The 16,025-nt window shown below is 69.8% G+C and carries 17 protein-coding genes and 1 pseudogene; 6 read left to right on the top strand and 12 right to left on the bottom strand.

What is annotated here, in order from left to right; genetic code table 11:
- Positions 1-30: 30 nt before the first annotated feature.
- The 6 genes from LX88_RS30575 to LX88_RS30550 are packed head-to-tail and all read right to left on the bottom strand — an operon-like array spanning position 31 to position 5,782.
- Positions 31-783, bottom strand: a complete 753-nt coding sequence (locus LX88_RS30575; protein WP_258951239.1) for a 3'(2'),5'-bisphosphate nucleotidase CysQ — start codon at positions 781-783, stop codon at positions 31-33.
- Positions 773-1,726, bottom strand: a complete 954-nt coding sequence (locus tag LX88_RS30570; protein ID WP_258951238.1) for an LLM class flavin-dependent oxidoreductase — start codon at positions 1,724-1,726, stop codon at positions 773-775. The genes LX88_RS30575 and LX88_RS30570 overlap by 11 nt, the downstream gene beginning before the upstream one ends.
- Positions 1,719-2,258 carry an adenylyl-sulfate kinase gene (cysC, locus tag LX88_RS30565; protein WP_372511445.1) on the bottom strand — a complete coding sequence of 180 codons (540 nt, stop codon included), beginning with the start codon at positions 2,256-2,258 and terminating at the stop codon, positions 1,719-1,721. Before cysC ends, LX88_RS30570 begins: the two co-directional genes overlap by 8 nt.
- On the bottom strand, positions 2,255-3,718 hold the full coding sequence (locus LX88_RS30560) for an ArnT family glycosyltransferase (RefSeq protein WP_258951237.1): 1,464 nt from the start codon (positions 3,716-3,718) through the stop codon (positions 2,255-2,257). Before LX88_RS30560 ends, cysC begins: the two co-directional genes overlap by 4 nt.
- Complete coding sequence (locus LX88_RS30555) at positions 3,687-4,322, bottom strand: sulfotransferase family protein (protein ID WP_258951236.1); 636 nt, start codon at positions 4,320-4,322, stop codon at positions 3,687-3,689. Before LX88_RS30555 ends, LX88_RS30560 begins: the two co-directional genes overlap by 32 nt.
- The gene (locus LX88_RS30550; protein WP_258951235.1) at positions 4,319-5,782 is read right to left on the bottom strand and encodes an arylsulfotransferase family protein; all 1,464 of its coding nucleotides are present in this window, start codon (positions 5,780-5,782) and stop codon (positions 4,319-4,321) included. Before LX88_RS30550 ends, LX88_RS30555 begins: the two co-directional genes overlap by 4 nt.
- A gap of 135 nt (positions 5,783-5,917) precedes the next feature.
- Between LX88_RS30550 and LX88_RS30545 the strand changes: the two genes are divergently transcribed.
- Positions 5,918-6,949 carry a beta-ketoacyl-[acyl-carrier-protein] synthase family protein gene (locus LX88_RS30545; protein ID WP_258951234.1) on the top strand — a complete coding sequence of 344 codons (1,032 nt, stop codon included), beginning with the start codon at positions 5,918-5,920 and terminating at the stop codon, positions 6,947-6,949.
- 46 nt (positions 6,950-6,995) lie between these two features.
- On the opposite strand, the gene LX88_RS30540 is transcribed toward LX88_RS30545, so the two are convergent.
- A complete protein-coding gene (locus LX88_RS30540; protein WP_258951233.1) occupies positions 6,996-7,913 on the bottom strand; it encodes a ParB/RepB/Spo0J family partition protein in 918 nt (305 codons plus the stop codon).
- A 299-nt stretch (positions 7,914-8,212) separates the two neighbouring features.
- Between LX88_RS30540 and LX88_RS30535 the strand changes: the two genes are divergently transcribed.
- Positions 8,213-9,151, top strand: coding sequence for a putative sugar O-methyltransferase (locus LX88_RS30535; RefSeq protein WP_258951232.1), 939 nt, complete (start codon positions 8,213-8,215; stop codon positions 9,149-9,151).
- Positions 9,152-9,194: 43 nt separating this feature from the next.
- Here the strand turns inward: LX88_RS30535 and LX88_RS30530 are convergent, their stop codons facing one another.
- From LX88_RS30530 to LX88_RS30520, 3 genes are read right to left on the bottom strand one after another with little or no spacing between them, the layout of a single operon-like run.
- Entirely contained in the window at positions 9,195-10,310 is a 1,116-nt protein-coding gene (locus LX88_RS30530; protein ID WP_258951231.1) for an alkene reductase, read from the bottom strand.
- 43 nt (positions 10,311-10,353) lie between these two features.
- On the bottom strand, positions 10,354-10,956 hold the full coding sequence (locus LX88_RS30525; protein ID WP_258951230.1) for an NADPH-dependent F420 reductase: 603 nt from the start codon (positions 10,954-10,956) through the stop codon (positions 10,354-10,356).
- Positions 10,957-10,976: 20 nt separating this feature from the next.
- Positions 10,977-11,984, bottom strand: a complete 1,008-nt coding sequence (locus LX88_RS30520; RefSeq protein ID WP_258951229.1) for an alcohol dehydrogenase catalytic domain-containing protein — start codon at positions 11,982-11,984, stop codon at positions 10,977-10,979.
- A gap of 92 nt (positions 11,985-12,076) precedes the next feature.
- On the opposite strand from LX88_RS30520, the gene LX88_RS30515 reads away from it, so the two are divergent.
- Entirely contained in the window at positions 12,077-12,685 is a 609-nt protein-coding gene (locus LX88_RS30515; RefSeq protein ID WP_258951228.1) for a TetR/AcrR family transcriptional regulator, read from the top strand.
- Between the two features lie 18 nt (positions 12,686-12,703).
- On the opposite strand, the gene LX88_RS30510 is transcribed toward LX88_RS30515, so the two are convergent.
- Complete coding sequence (locus LX88_RS30510; protein ID WP_258951227.1) at positions 12,704-13,810, bottom strand: Gfo/Idh/MocA family protein; 1,107 nt, start codon at positions 13,808-13,810, stop codon at positions 12,704-12,706.
- Positions 13,780-14,514 carry a ThuA domain-containing protein gene (locus LX88_RS30505; RefSeq protein ID WP_258951226.1) on the bottom strand — a complete coding sequence of 245 codons (735 nt, stop codon included), beginning with the start codon at positions 14,512-14,514 and terminating at the stop codon, positions 13,780-13,782. Before LX88_RS30505 ends, LX88_RS30510 begins: the two co-directional genes overlap by 31 nt.
- Before the next feature lie 231 nt (positions 14,515-14,745).
- On the opposite strand from LX88_RS30505, the gene LX88_RS30500 reads away from it, so the two are divergent.
- From LX88_RS30500 to LX88_RS30490, 3 genes and pseudogenes are all read left to right on the top strand, one after another.
- Entirely contained in the window at positions 14,746-15,075 is a 330-nt protein-coding gene (locus tag LX88_RS30500) for a hypothetical protein (RefSeq protein ID WP_258951225.1), read from the top strand.
- A gap of 212 nt (positions 15,076-15,287) precedes the next feature.
- Positions 15,288-15,713, top strand: a complete 426-nt coding sequence (locus LX88_RS30495; protein WP_258951224.1) for a peptidase inhibitor family I36 protein — start codon at positions 15,288-15,290, stop codon at positions 15,711-15,713.
- A 61-nt stretch (positions 15,714-15,774) separates the two neighbouring features.
- Positions 15,775-16,025: pseudogene (locus tag LX88_RS30490) on the top strand (IS982 family transposase); the annotation flags it as partial.

The raw sequence follows: 16,025 nt of genomic DNA, 5'->3' as shown, positions 1-16,025 counted from the left end.
AGGAAATCAGGAACAACCGCCGTTCGGCCTTCAGCTCTCGCCGATGACCGATCTGATCGCGGACAGCAGCCGGTCGCGGTGGCGGGCACCGCAGACGACCAGGTCTGGGAGCCACGGATCCTCGCGGTTGTAGCGCAGCGGTGAGCCGTCCAGCCTGGACGCGTGGCACCCTGCCGCCAACGCGACCGCCACCGGCGCCGCGGAGTCCCATTCGTACTGGCCGCCCGCGTGCACGTAGGCGTCGACCTCGCCCAGCACCACGGCTGACGTCTTGACACCGGCCGACCCCAGCGGCACCAGCTCGGCGTCCAGCAGCCGCGTCAACGTGTGCACGAGCGCCGGCGGTCTCGTGCGACTGACCGCGATGCGCAGCCGTTCCGCACCCGAGGGAGGCGCCGGCGGCTGTGCGGTGGTGACCACGACGTCCCGTGCCGGGATGGCCACCGCGCCCGCGGTGAGCTCGCCGCGTTCCCACAACGCCACGTGGACGGCCCAGTCGGTACGGCCCTCCTCGGCGAACTCGCGGGTGCCGTCGAGCGGGTCGACGATCCAGACCCGTTGGCTGACAAGGCGCTTCGGGTCGTCGGCACCTTCCTCCGAGAGCACGGCATCCTCGGGCCGATGCGTGCGGAACCCTTCCATCAACGCCTCGTGCGAGCGCCGGTCACCGAGCCGCCGCAACCGCTCGGGATCGGCGAAGCCCGTGTCCCGGCGCAGAACTCGGAGCAGCCGGCCGCACTCCCCGGCGAGCCGGGCCGCGAAGGCGTGGTCGTCAGCGCTCACGCGCCCTCCTCGAGATCAGGCTCAGCGCCGCCGCTGCCGCGTCCTGGCCGTTCGCAGTGCCCATCTCCAGCCGCCGCACGCCCCGCGCGCTCAGCTCGTCGAGCCGCTTGACCACCTCGCTCTCGGTGCCCGCGATCAGGAACCGGTCCGCGAGGTGGTCCCACACGCCGAGCATCTTCGCGGCCTCGACGTAACGCCGCTTGTCCTCCTCGGTCTGGACGCCGTGCCGGGACAGGTCGTACAGCGCGCCCAGCTGCTCGACGCCGGACCGCAGCCCGGCGGGCACGAGCTTCGACTCGAGGCCGAACCGGGTGAAGTGGTGCGCGAGCGACGCGAGCACCCAGCCGCCGGTCGCCTCGGCCCTGTCACCGTCGAGGTCGATGGTGATCGTGCCGGTGTTCCACCACACCTCGACGTCGTGGCCGGTCACCGCGGTGACCGCCGCGACCACCTCCTCGCTGTGCCCCAGCCCGACGATCACGCCGTCGCCGATCTCGGCCGCGACCTCCAGCGACCGCATCCCGTGCGCCGCCACGAGGACTTTGGCGGCCGTCGCGCGCCGGGCCAGGAACTCCCGCACGGCTTGGACGTACGCACGCAGGTCGCGCAGTGTCGCGGCTCGCCCGCCGAGGTTGTAGACACCGCTGTCGCCGGTGCCGATCCCGAGGAACACCCCGGCGGCCGTCTCCCCGGACAGTCCGGCCAGCGCGCTCGCGGTCACGGCTGGATGCCTGGTCCTCGGATTGGTGACGCTCACCCCGAGCGGCACGCGGGTCACGCACTGGGACAGCGCGCCGAGGGTCGTCCAGCACTCGGGCACCCCGACCGGCGAGTCCCACACGCCGAGCCTGGCCACGCCGTGGCCCTCGAACAGGCGGCCCCAGCGGATCGCCTCGTCGATCGAGCGCGGGTTGATGTTGACGGCGACCTCGATGTCAGGCACAGGCCGCCTCCGCGCGGTCGAGCAATGCCGAGATCAGGCGCGCCAGCTCCGCGCTGCCGCCCATCGCCGGTGTCAGCACGAGATCCGGGTTCTCCGGACGTTCATAGGGATCGTCGACGCCGGTGAAGCCGGGCAGTTCGCCCGCGCGAGCCCGTGCGTACAGCCCCTTCGGGTCTCGCGTCTCGCAGAGCCGGGCGGGCGTGTCCATGAAGACCTCCAGGAATCCTGCGCCCGCCGCCGCGTGCGCCGACCGCGCACCTTCCCGTCCGGCGCGGTAGGGGCTGATGGCCGCGACGATCGCGACCACTCCGGCCAGAGCGAAGAGCTTCGCGACCTCACCGACCCTGCGCACGTTCTCCGCCCGGTCGGCCTTCCCGAACCCGAGGTCGGCGTTCAGTCCCCGGCGCAGCTCGTCCCCGTCCAGCAGGACGGCGTGCCGGTCGTGCGCGGCCAGGTCTTCGGCCAGAGCGCCTGCGACCGTGGACTTCCCGGACGCGGGAAGCCCGGTGATCCAGACCGTCGTTCCTCTCACTCTCGCTCCTTCCACTCCTGCCTGCGGTCCACGTGCTTGAGCTGTGGCCACAGATCGGGTAACGACTTGTCGAGGTTCGAACACAGGTGGACAGGTGTGTCGAGATGGGACGCGAGCTCTTCGGTCGTGCCGCAGTGGGCTTCGAGCACGCGGGGCAGCGCACCGACGTACAGCACGTTCCGGCTGTCGGGTGGTGTGCCGAACCACCAGTAGCCGCGCATGTCGCCGTACACCGACGGCAGCCCGTACCGGTCGAGGGCGGCAGCGTGCCAGTAGTCACCCGCGATGATGACCGTGCCGGGCGGTACCCGTTGGTGTGCCACGGAAACCGTCTCGGCCAGGCCGCGCCAGTCCTCGTCGTGCACGACGACGAACGCACGATCGTAGCCACCCAGCCACTCGACAGGCAGCGGCACGAAACCGCGCATCAGCACGACCGCCGACACCGCCATCACCGGCCAGGTCGGCACCCAGCGCCACCACCGGGCGGTCAGCCCCTGTTCCACCGCGACCGCGCCGGCCGCCCAGCACAACGGGAACGCGACGTCGGCGAAGTAGTCCCGCCTTCCACCCGCGACCCACACGAGCACCGCGACGACCAGCAACGTCACGCCGAGAACCCGGTGCTGCGGGAACCTCAGCAGCCACCAGAGGCCCGAGCAGAGCAACGCCCCGCCGAGCAGCCCCGCTGTCAGGAGCACCATCGGCACGAACCGCGGACCGCCGCTGACCGAGGAGGTCGCGGCACTGATCTCGCCGACCATCGCCGCCTGGGGCCAGCCGTTGCGCGCCTGCCAGAGCAGACCGGGAATCGTGGCCACGACCGGAATCGCGGCACCCGCCCAGAACCACCGGGACCTCAGCAGCGCAGCACCGCGCGACCCCAACGCGACCAGACCCGCGACCACCCAGAAGACAGCGAACACGTGGTTGGTCTGCAACGCCAGCGCGGTCACCGCACCGATGGCCGGCCAGTGCCGGTCGTCCCGCACCCGCAGCCACCGGATCAGCAGCCACACCACCACGGTGCACAACCCCAGCCCGATCGGTGCCTTTGTGAGGTTGTGGCTGTCGCCCAGCACGTGCGGCGCCAGTACGAACGTCCACGCGGCCAGCAACTGCGCCCGCCGGCCACCACCGAGCTCCCACGCGATCAGTCCCGTGACCACCAGCGCCACCGGCATCAACACCGTGACCGGCAATCGCAGCACCACCGGCGAGTCGCTCACGAGGCTCAACGCCCGCGCGAGCACCGGCACCAGCGGCGGCTGATCGGCATAGCCCCAGGCCGGGTGGGCACCGGCGACGATGAAGTACAGCTCGTCACCGGCGAACCCGTACCCGCCGCTGGTCACCAGCAGCAGCAGGCCGAACGCCGCGGCGAGCCCGAGCACCGGCCGGCGTGCGAAGACCGCGCGCTCCGGTGACTCAGGTGGCGAGGCGGCGACGGACCATCTCACGGAAACTCACCCTGTCGTTGAGATGCGGGAACTCCTCCTCCGGCACGGGCACGCCGAGGAACTCGCACAACGGCGCCCAGCCCTGCTTCACCTCGTGGACCAGCAACCTGTCCGCGGGCACGGCCGCGGCCACCGAGTCGTTGTGCCGCTGGAACACCGAGATGACGTGGGCCTTGTCGTCGAGCCGCCCGCCGAACGTGTGCGACGAGATGCGGTGCACGAGCTCCAGGTACGCGCGGTAGCCGGGGTCCTCGGAACCACCGTCCGCCGACCACAGCGGCGCGAGGGTCTCGCGGAAGCTCTCGTACCAGGGCTCCGGGTCCCGCACCGTCAGCACCACCTTGGCGTCCGGGTACCGCGAGAGCAGATCCTGCCAGTGCGCGCAGCCAGGCCAGTCCACAGTGGACTGGTAGCCGTCGAAGACCGAGGACCACTCCACCGGTTCACCGCGCTGGGCCGCGTTCCAGAAGCGCAGGTGCTCGGGCTTCTCGAACGCCGTGAGCATGTGGTAGCAGGGCCCGGACCCGAGCCGTTCCAGCGCGGCCTTGACCGACAGCGTGCCCGTCCTGCCGAAACCGGCACCGATGACCAGCACTGTCCTCACCCCACCTTCGCGGGCCGGGACGTGCCCAGCACCGAACCGTTGCGGTCCAACGCCTGCACGGCCACGTAGGCCGCGGGCTCCGGCAGCGGGACCGATGTCTCGAAGCCCTGTCTCGGCGCCGTGGCGACCGGCGACAGCGACTGCTCGCTGCCGCCGGCGAGCACCCGCCAGGAGGCGACCTCCGTGGCGCCGTTCCAGCTCGCGTACGCGGTGCCGCCGCGCCCGGCCGCGATCGGGAGATCGGCGGGCCTGCCCACCCACGGCAACCGGAAGGCCCGGTAGGAGTTCAGGTGCGGCTTGGCGAAGGAGGCGTTGAACACGACCTCGCCGCCGCGCGAGAACTCGGTGAAGGTGCCGTGTGATCCCCAGCCGACGAAGACGTTTCCGTTGCCGAGCTCCTGCACGCCGCCCTGGGTGCCGGACATCAGCGCGTCCGGGCTCGGGTACGACCGCGCGAGCGTCGCCGTCCGGCGCGTCTCGTCGAGGTTCAGCACGAGCCCGCGGGAGATCTGGGGGCCGTTGCCGGTGGAGGCGTTGTCGAACACCGACAGCGTGCCGTCCCGTTCCCGTGCCGCGTCGTGCTGCCAGGCGAACGCGGCACCGGGCCCGAAGGTGAAGTCGCTGCGCTTGCCGCCCAGCCGCCAGATGATCTCGCCGCTGCTCCGGTCGATCTTGTAGACCGCGCCCGTGTGCCTGCCGCTCGTGATGATGTTGCCGTCGGTGTCGAGCGAGAGCGAGTTGAGGTGCACCGCACCGTAGGGCGTGAGCGGGTTGCCCGGCCTCGGCAGATTGGACTCGTCGAGCCCGATGTGGTCAAGCGCCGACCACTCGAACAGCACCTCGCGGGTGCCGATGCGCACTTCCTGGATGACGTTGTCGTGCACCACCCGGATGGTGTCGCCGTCCTTGTGCGGCACCATCCGGTAGACCAGGACCAGGGCGGTTCCCCACGGCGTGATCCGCATGTCGTGCATGTCGGCGAATTCCATGCCGTTGCCCGGCTTGATCCTGTCGATCAGGCGGTACGACTCGTCCATGACCACCCAGTTGCCGAACACCGGCGCACCGATCTCGTGGATCGGCACGGGCAGGCCCTCCCACCACGTCAGCACGGGCCGGCCTCGGTACCGCTGTGCCTCGAAGGCGGCGGTGCGAATCAGGTTTCCGTCACCGCGAGGCAGGAACCACACCGGCTGACCGGTGTTGTCGACGATTTCCGGGCCGCCGAGGACCGAGGCCGGCGGCAGCACGAAGGTGTCCGACTTCGGACCCAGGAAAACATATCCCGGCGCGATACCGTCCGCGCTTGTGCGGACATTTATCCGCGGCGTTCTCAGATCCGGTCTGGTGACGAAGTGCAGCAGCTGATCAGGTTCGCTCTGAGCCACCGCAACAGGCGCGAATGTGCTTCCTGCCAGTGCGATCAGCAGCGTGACCGCGGCCACGACTCTCCTGCGCAAGATCAACTCGACTCCCCCGTGTGAGATGACTTCCGGCAGCCTGTCGGAACACTTTCGCGTTCGCAACAGCGCTTATCGAACGCATCTCGAACGGCTAGGCTGAAATCTTCGTCAATCCTTCAGGGGGAGAAGAAATTGACCGCGCACATCAGCAAACCCGTCGTCGTGCTGCCCGCTAACAAAGTGACGACCGAGGAAATCCTGGCCGATGTCCGGGAAAGGCATTCGAACCACCCGCGACTGAACGCGATCACGCGCGTGATCACCGGGTGCGGGGTGTCCGAGCGCTACTTCAGCAGGCCGTTCGCCGACGTCGTCGGCACCACCGGGATCGAGAAGCGCAACCGGTTCGCGTTCGCCGACGCGGTCGAGATGGCGGTCGACGCCGCCCGGCGCGCGCTGGAGACCACCGGGCTGCGGGCGGACCAGGTCGACGGCCTGGTCACGAGCCACACCACGTCGTTCGCCGCCCCGAACCTCGACGTCCGGCTGGTCGAGGAGCTGGGGCTGCGGCCGGACGTCGCGCGCGTTCCGATCACCGTGCTCGGCTGCGCGGGTGGCGGGCAGGCACTGGTCCGCGCCACCGACCTGGTGCGCTCCCGGCCCGGCGGCAGGATTCTCGTGGTCGTGTCCGAGGCACTGTCGACTGTGTACCACCGCGATGAGGACACGATCGAGAGCATGATCTACAAGGCTCTCTTCGGCGACTCGGCGGGCGCCTGCGTCGTCACCGGTGAGCAGCGGGAGAACGGGTTCACGATCGAGGAGACGCTGGAGTTCCTGCTGCCGGACTCGTCCGACCGCTACTGGGGCGAGTTCGACGCCGCCGGGCTGCACTTCAAATCCACCAAGAAGGCCGTCGCGGCGGCCGGTGACGCACTGCCCGGCGTGCTGGGGTGGCTTGGCGATCGGCGCCCGTCGTTCGGCGTGATCCACCCCGGTGGCCCGCATATCATCGCCCAGGCCGCCGCCGCGCTCGGACTGCGTCAGGAGGACGCCCGGCACTCGTTCGACTCGTTGCGGGAGAACGGAAACCTCGGCGGCAACGCGGTGCTCGACGTGCTCCGCCGCACCCACGAGGCGCCGCCGGCCACGGGGGCGGAAGGCCTGATCGTCGCGTTCGGCCCGGGATTCGCGGTCGCCTGTGCGCGTGGAACGTGGCGTTGACACAGGTTCAACTGTGGAACGTCAGTAGTTGAACGGACGCTGACCATCAGGACGCCTCGTCCCGGCTGTCGCGGTTCTCCAGCTCGTCACCGAGCCTCGTCCACATCTGTGCGCACAACCGCGCGGCGCGGACGAGCTTTCCCGTGGCGTGCACGGGGATCCCGGCAGCGAGCCTGGCCAGCTGGTCCTGTTCGACCCGGTGCGCGGCCAGCATGCGCAGCACCGTCCGCCCCACCTCGTTCAACCGCAGTGCCGGATCCTTGCGCAGCACCTCGAACACCTCGTGGAACCCCTGCCCCGCCACCTCGGTCCGCTCCTCACGCCGGGCCGATGTGGCCTCGCGGACGCCGCGCAGCTTGGGCGGCACCACGTCCTGCCCGCGCTTCAGCCGATCCCGCACGTCCTTGGCGGTGCCGAGCCCTATCCCCGCCTCAGCCGCGATCTGCCGCAACGACGCGGCCGGCCGTTCCTCGATCAGCTCCGCTGCCCGTTCCCTGCGCCGCACCGGATCCGTGGGCCGTGCCCGGCCGTCCAGCCCGAGCCTCGTGTCCACGGCCTTGCCCGCTCTGACACGCAGCGACGCCACGGTCTTCGCCGACAACCCGCTCGCCGCGGCCACCTTCCGGTCGGACCAGCCGGGGTGCGACGCCACGATGCGCCGTGCCGCGATGAGCCGATCCCGTTGCGACAGCGGCAGTCCGTGCGTGATGTTCAGCCGCACCGCCAGCACGAAAGCTTCCTCCGCCGTGCCGTCGAAGAACCGCGCCGCGATGTGCCGGTCGCCTTTCAAGCGCGCGGCCATCAGCCGGTGCGCCCCGTCGATCACCTCCATGCTCGACCGCAGCACCGTGATCGGCGGCAGCCCCTCCTCGAGGGCCGCCAGCGCCCGCACGTGCTCCAGGTCCTCTCCACCGAGCCGAGGCGACACCCCGGTGCTGACCGACTCCACCGGCACTCGCACCACAGGTGATTCCGCAACGGCTGTTTCCTCGGTTTCCGCTCTACCCCCAGGCTGAGACAAACCGTTCCCCCGAACGTCAGTGCGCGGCGATCACCGCCCGTTCGACCCGACTGGAGTTCCTCAAACTCCGACCACGCACTCGCTCGATGCTAGCCCTCATTTCCGCTCTCTCGCCAGTGAACGATTGACCTCCGATATGTCAACCTGTTCAACGAGAACGGTTGCCCATTGCGGAATTCTCAGCCGCCTGGACTGATCGTCGGCGGTATGGTCTGGAAGAGGCCGATCATTCAGGGGAGAATGTGCTGGAACACTCGTGCGGTCGTGGTGAACACGACCCGACCACTCCACTGCCCCCAGGCGCCGCAGAACAGCTGATCTGGGAAAACCCGAAGCTACTCGATCTGGTTCGCCGGTACGACGAGGTCGTCTCACCGCTCAACACGCACTCGCACTGGGCTGATGTGTACCGTTCCGACCTCGATCTGCGTTACTTCCGCGGCGACAACTGCTACGTGCGCCAGCTGTCCAACTATTCCGCCGATCTGGAATCGAGCATGGTGCGCTATGCCCGCTATCTGGCGGAATTCGACCACCGGAAACTGATGGAGCGGCTGACGGAGGACGGCCGGTTCGGCTGCTGGACGGCCGCGGGCCCCTCCGGCACACCGATCAGCCGCGACCTGCTCGACTCGGTCAACGAGATCTGCTTCCTCGACCGCGAATGGCAGCTCTTCGACCGTCCCGGCTGCACGGTGATCGACGTCGGCGCCGGCTACGGACGGCTCGCGCACCGCATGGCCGTGGCGGTGGACGACCTCGACCGCTACTACTGCGTCGACGCGGTGCCCACCTCGACGTTCGTCTGCTCCTACTACCTTGAGCACCGCGGCGTCGGGAAGAAGGCGCCCACCATCCCGCTGGACCGGCTCGACGAGCTCGACGACACGCGCATCGACCTCGCCGTCAACATCCACAGCTTCGCGGAGATGCCGCGCACAGCCGTCGACGCGTGGCTCGGATGGCTGTCCCGCCACGACGTCGGGCACCTCTTCCTCATCACCAACACCCAGGACACGCTCAACAGCAGGGAGGGCGGCGGCGTCTGGCGGGACGCGACGCCGTTGCTCGCCGAGCACGGCTACCACCGGATCAGGTCCGAGATCATCATCCGCGACGAACCGCTGCGCCTCGATCTGGGCGTGGACGACCACTTCCAGCTCTACGAGCTGCGTGCGTAGAGCAGCCACCTCGCGGTCCGGCCCGCACGGTCACGCCGATGCCTCAGGAGCGGCCGGCGGGAGTGAGGGCGGGGTAGTCCGTGTAGCCCTCGGCGTGACCGCCGTAGTAGGTGGCGGGGTCGCTCTCGGCCAGCGGGTGCCCGTTGGCGAATCGTTCGACCAGGTCGGGGTTGGCGATGAAGGGGGCACCGAAGGAAACGGCGTCGGCGATCCCCTCGTCCAGGACGTCGTTGGCCAGGGCCTGGGTGAAGCCGAGGTTGGCGATGACGTTGCCCCGGTAGTGGGTGCGGAAGCGGGCGAACTGGCTGATGCGTTCCTCTGTCGTGCCGGGTGAGCCCACGAGGTGGAGGTAGGCGAGGTCGTTGTCGTTGAGCCTGGTGAGCAGCCGGTCGTAGTCGGCGAGCGTGTCCTCGTCCCCGGTGAACGCGGTTCCGCTGGCCCAGTGCGGAGAGAGCTTCACGCCGACGCGGTCGCTGCCCCACACGTCGCTCACGGCGTCCAGGACGTCCAGCAGGAACCGCGCTCGCTTCTCGCTGCTGCCGCCGTAGGCGTCGGTGCGCTGGTTGAGGCGGGGGTTGAGGAACTGGGGGATGAGGTGCTGGCCCTGGGCGTGGATCTCCAGGCCGTCGAACCCGGCGCGACGGGCGTTCCCGGCGGCCTGGCGGTAGGCGCTGATGGTGCCTGCGATCTCGGCGGCGGTGAACGCTCGCGGGGTCACGGTGTCCTTCGGTCCGTCCGGGGTGAAGGACTGCTCACCGGGGTTGATCGCGGACGGGCCCGCGGGCATGCGGCCGCCGAGGTGGTCGGGATGGGACATCGCGCCGAGGTGGCCGAGCTGGGAGATGATCCGCCCGCCCGCTCGGTGAACGGCGTCGGTCACCTTCCTCCAGCCGGCGGTCTGTTCCTCGGTGTAGATGCCGGGAACGTCGATGAAGCCGATCGCGTCGGCGTTGACCCAGGTGCCCTCGGTGATGATCACGCCGGCGCCCGCGCGCTGCGCGTAGTAGTTGGCGTGCAGGTCGGTGGGGGCCAGGTCGGCGTTGCGGGCGCGGGCCCTGGTCATCGGGGCCATGATCACGCGGTTGGGCAGTTCGAGCGCGCCGAGGCGGATCGGCCTCAGCAGGGGCTGGGCGGTGGAGGTGCGCGGCTGGCTGGTCATCAGGATCTTCCTTGTCGGGAACGAGGGTGGGCGTGGGCCCTGTTCAGTCCTGCTTGAGGACGTGGAGGCCCGAGAGCGGGCCGCCGAGCTGCATGAGGCGTCCGCCCTCGCGCAGCGAGCCGAGGTCGACGGGAGCGAACCCGAAACTCGTGGTCAGCTCGATGACGGTGGTCTTGGCATCGGCGTCGTCACCGGCCAGGAACAGCACCTGGCGTCCGGCGTCATGACGCGGATCGGCGGCGATGTACTGGCCGTAGAGGCTGTTGAACGCCTTCACCACGCGGGCTTCCGGCAGCAGTGAGGCGACGTGCTCGCTGCCGGTCAGCGGGCCGAGGTCGGCGATCTCGGCGCGTGGGAACGGGGAGAGGAACTGGTTGGTGGTGTCGATGACGACGCGTCCGCCGAACGGCGGCAGTCCGGCCACCGCGTCCGGCACCTGCGGCCAGCCCACCGCGAGCACGACGAGCTCCGCCGAGGCCGCTTCCTCGCGTGTACCGGCGGTGACGTGCGGCCCGAGTCGTTCTGCGAGGGCGGTCAGCGAGGCGGGGCCGCGGCTGTTGCTCAGCACGACCTGGTGGCCCTGGCCCGCCGCGTGCCGGGCGATGGCCTGGGCGACCTTCCCGGCGCCGATGGAACCGATCTTCACGGTGATGTCCTTCCTCGGGTTCAGGAGGCGGGGCTGGTCAGCAGGACGGTTCCGCTCTTGCCGGGGCGGCGGACGTGGTCGACGGCCTCGGCGAAGTCGGCCAGGTCGTAGCGGCCGGCGACCTCGAACAGTTCCGGGGAGGTCTCGGTCAGGCTGATGGCGAAGGCGACGTCCTCGGCCCGCTCCGCGGGCGTGCGGGTCAGCCACCGGCCCACCGACACGCCTCGCACCGTCAGTTCTCGCGGGACCAGCGCCAGCGACTCCAGCGGGGTGCTCCCGGAACCGAGGGCGCCGTAGGAGATCAGCGTGCCGCCGTCGGCCAGCAGCGCGGTCAGTTCGCCGGTGAGTGATCCACCCACCGCGTCGAGGACGACCTGCGCCCCGCTGCCGCCGACCGCGTCCCGCACCTGGGTGCGCCAGTCCGCGTCGCTGGTCGAGATCGCCGGCAGTCCGGGGAAGCGTTGCCGCAACTCCCGTGCCCCTGCGGCGCTGCGGACCAGGTTGACCAGCGGGAAGCCGTGTCGCAGCGCGGCGGCGCCGACGAGCTTGCCGATCGACGAACCGGCGGCCGTCTGGAGGACCGGTCCCGGCCGGCCTTTCCGAGCGTCCTCGACCGCCCGCAGCAAGGTGAGCAGCGTGATCGGGTTGACCAGCAGCACCGCCGCTGTCTCCGCACTGAGCCCCTCGGGCACGGGCACGACCAGTTCGGCGGGCACCGTGACGAACTCGCTCCAGGCGCCGGGTACCGGGAAGAACGCGACGCGCTGGCCGGACGCCAGTCCGGGCACGTCCTCACCGACCGCCTCGACGACTCCCGTTCCCTCCAGACCAGGTACCTGAGGCGTGGCGAACCACTGCTGCGGCAGACCCGGAAAGCCCTCCACGCCGGCCAGGTCCCCTGGGTGGATCGGCCGGGCCAGTACCCGCACCAGCACCTGCCCGGCGGCGGGTGCCGCCGGTGCCGGCCGCTCCTGCAGGTGCAGCACTTGTGCGGCGTGTCCCTGCTGTTCGTAGGTGATGGTGCGCATGAGCCCTCCCCAGCAATGATGACGGTCATCATCGTAAGCCCCTGTTATGATGAGAGCCATCATTGAAATAGTCAAGAGCTGGGGAGCCGGCCATGCCGCGGATCACCAAGGAAGACAAAGTCCGCAACCGGCAGAACATCGTCGACGCCGCAGGCCGGATGTTCCGCTCCCAGGGCATCGACGCGGTCGGCATCGCGGAGCTCATGAAGGAAGCGGGCCTGACCCACGGCGGCTTCTACAACCACTTCGCGTCCAAGAACGACCTGGCCGTGGAGGTGTGCGGTACGTCGTTCGCCGCGTCACTCGGGGTGTTGGCACGGGCGATCGAAGACGGTCACAACGAGACCGGCTCCCCGTTGGAGCGGGTCGTCGCCCGCTATCTCTCCGCCGCCCACCGGGATGCCGAGGACGGCGGCTGTCCCTCCAGCGCCTTGGTCACCGATGCCGGTCGGCAGAGCGAAGCGGTGCAACGCGCGTACGCCGAGGGCGTCGAGGGCTACCTCGCCGGCTTCACCGCCGAGTTCCTGCGCGAAGCCGAGGCGAAGGGGCAGACGCCCGACCCGGACCATGCGCGCCGCAGGGCCATGCGCCTGCTCGGCGAACTGGTCGGGACGATGGTGCTCGCCCGCGCGGTGCGCCACGTCCAGCCATCGCTGTCCGACGAGATCCTGCAAGCCGGCCGCGACCACGCCCTCGACTGAGGTGACGTGACAGCTCCGTCAACGGCTGAGGGACCACTCGTCCACGGCTGTGAGCGGCACCGGCAGTGGCCGCTCCACCGTGGTCGTCAGCTCGATCCGCCGCCCCTCGTCCGCCGCCCGGAGCAGGGCGGTCATCGTCTCGAGCACGTGCAGCGCGAGCTCACCGCCGGCGCGCGGGGCCCGCTGCCCGCCGGCGGTGACAAGGTCGATGAGGCCGATTCCCCGCCCTGCGCCCGTGTACCCCGCACTGGGGGGAAGGGTTCGCCATCCGGTGCCGCCGAGCGGGAAGAGACGGGTCTCGCCGTCGAAGTGGTTCGGGTCCGGCACCGCGAGCGTGCCGAGCTCGCCGTGCACCTCGATCGGCGCGGCGGTGGTGGCCACCCCGTCGAAACTGGTCGTGATGGTGGAAAGCGCGCCGTTGGCGTGTTCGAACACGCCGGAGACGTGGCTGTCTACCTCGACCGGGATTCGGTGGCCCATCCGCGCGCCGGAGCCGATGACGCGCTCGGCGCGCAGGCGACTGGCCGCGCCGAGCACCGTGCGCACCGGGCCGAGCAGGTGGATCAGAGCGGTGATGTAGTACGGCCCCATGTCCAGCAGTGGGCCGCCGCCCGCGGTGTAGTAGAAGTCGGGGTTGGGGTGCCAGCGTTCGTGCCCCGGCGTGACCATCACGGCCGATGCGGAGAGCGGGAGTCCGATGAGCCCGCTGTCGACCGCCGCCCGCGCGGTCTGCGTCCCCGTGCCGAGAACGGTGTCCGGTGCGCACCCGACCAGGACACCGGCCGCGGCGGCCCGGTCGATGATCGCCCGGCCGTCCGGGAACGTGACGGCGAGCGGTTTCTCGCCGTAGACGTTCTTGCCCGCGTCGATCGCGCGGAACGCGATCTCGGCATGGGCCGCGGGAACGGTCAGGTTGAGCACCGTGTCGACGTCCACCCCACCGAGCAGGCGCTCGACGCTGACCGCCTCGGCGCCCGGGAGTTCGGCGGCGACCGCGGCCGAGCGGGCGGGGTCGAGGTCGGCGACCGCGGTGACGCGCACCGCGGGGTGGCTGCCGAGCGTGTCCAGGTATGCGCGGGAGATGAACCCGAGACCTACGATGCCGACGCGGTGCGGGTCGCCCAAGACATCCCCCTCGTGATGATGGCGCGGACGCTGGGGTGCTCCAGCACGTCCAGGCTGTGCCCCGGCGTCGTCACCACGATCCTCCCGGCGCCCCACCGGCGGGTCCAGATCGCCGGGCAGGTGACCGGCCGGTGCCACGGGTTCCACGGCCGGACCGGGTGGGTCGTGGTGGCCAGCACGTCGACCAGGTCGTCGTGCAGCACCCAGTACTGCTCGGTGACCAGTTCGAAGTCCTCGATGCCCGCGGTGATCGGATGCTCCCGGCCGAGCGCGGTGATGTTCACCGTGTGCGGCAAGTAGTTGTCCTCCTGCCCGCCCTGGCGCTCGCACGGCTCCTTGCCGGGATGCGTGACGAACTGGCCGCCCACCAGGTGCAGGTAGTCCGAAGACGCGCGGAACGAGTCCGCGATACCACCGTGCCAGCCGGTGAAACCGGTGCCGGCCTCGACCGCCGCGCGCAGCCCCGCCAGCTCCCCGGTGGTGATCTGCGACATCGACACGCACTGCACGACCAGGTCGGTGCGCGCCATCTCGGCGTCGTCGGCGTACACCTCGGTCGACTCCTCGACCCGCACGGCGTAACCGCTCTGCTCCAGGAACGGGATGAACAACTCGGTGGCCTGCACCGGCTGGTGGCCTTCCCACCCACCGCGGACCACCAAGGCCTTCGGCTGCGCCACGCCCACCCCCTGGGAACCGCTCACCGCACGTCCGGTCTCGGAACAGCTCGATCGGCACTGCGTACTGCACATTGCCGCGCGCGCCACCGCTGGTCAAGATCGGGCTCGAACTGCCCTGACATGAGCGGTGGTCCCAGGAAAGCGCTTCCAGGGACCGCCTCGCGGTACTAGCGGCTTGTCTGCCGCTCGCGGGTCATGACGAACCCCGCCTCCTCTGACCACGCCCAACGGCCCAACCGGTGCAATCCTGATGTGATGGCCGAGCCGGAGCACACGCCAGACGGGCACTTCGTGATCATCGACGGACGGCGGTGGCGGGCCACTGATCCCGAGATCCCGCCCGAGCCGGCGGCACGGCTGCGCAGCCTGTTGATGGCTGCTCGCCGGGACATCAGCGCCGCCCGCCGCGCCGAAGACGCCGAGGCGGAGCGTGACGCCCGGGCACGAGTCCACCTCGCGAAGATCGCCCTCGGCGAGCGCGGCACCCCGTGGTGGGAACAGACTGCGAGCCAACGGCGACAGCGTTGGCAGGACGGCCTGGACGGCCTGGACGGCCTGGACGGCCTGGAGCATCGCGACGCCTGAGTGCGTGAGTTCCGCAGGACCATGACGCCCTCGAGTTGCGAGAAGTCTCCCTGTCGGTGCAGTAAGTCCCTGTGGGGTGGAAGGGCTTCGACCACGTTCGAAGGACCCTCCCCGCGCGCGGCGGTCTCGGCATACTCCGCGTCCCGCACGTCAATCTCTCAGGGGGCAAGATGAGAAAGACATTGTGTGTGCTGTTAGTTGTTCTCGGAGCCTTGGCCAGCCTGGTGGGCACCGCCACCGCCGACACCGCTGACACCGCCGCGGCTCGGCCCGCCACGACGGGATGGGTGCAGACGCCCGATCCGGGTGTCACGCCGCAGGCTCTGACCTGTTCCTCGGGCAACCTCTGCGTCTGGCCCGTCACCGATGGCAGCCGCAACCGCTGCAGTTGGCTGAACAGGGACAACGACTGGTGGAACACGCCCGTCGTGTGCAGCTGGTCGTCCAGTCAGACGGTGAAGGCCATCTACAACAGGGGCACCAGCTCCAGCTTCAGCGGTGTCTGCCTGTACGCCAACGCGAACTACAGCCACGCGCTGTACTACGTACCTCAGGGCCAGCAGTTCGTGCCCGGTCCTCAGTACGTCGTCAGGTCACACCGCTGGGTGAGTTCCAACAACGAGTGCTGGAACTCCTAGATGAGTAAGTCCAAGGGGTAGGCGTCTAGAGACGCGAAGCGAGGGTGTCGATGTACGGGTTGTGACGACCGACATTGACACCCTCGCGACCGCACTTTACGTCAGAACCGACGACTTGCTCAGGGCGCAACCTCGATTAGCGCCGTGGCGGCCGAAGGTCGGCATCGTGCCCAGCCTGACCGATGCCGAACTGGTCACCCTCGCGGTGATGCAGGCACTGCTGGGCCACACCTCCGAAGCCCGCTGGCTGCGCTACGCCCACGCTCATCTGGGGCACCTGTTTCGGTACCTGCCTCAGCAGTCGGGTTACAA

The sequence above is a fragment of the Lentzea californiensis genome (assembly GCF_024648825.1).
Taxonomy (GTDB): domain Bacteria; phylum Actinomycetota; class Actinomycetes; order Mycobacteriales; family Pseudonocardiaceae; genus Lentzea; species Lentzea californiensis.
The sequence above is the reverse complement of the archived record's forward strand: the minus strand, read 5'-3'. Positions and strand labels throughout refer to the sequence as shown.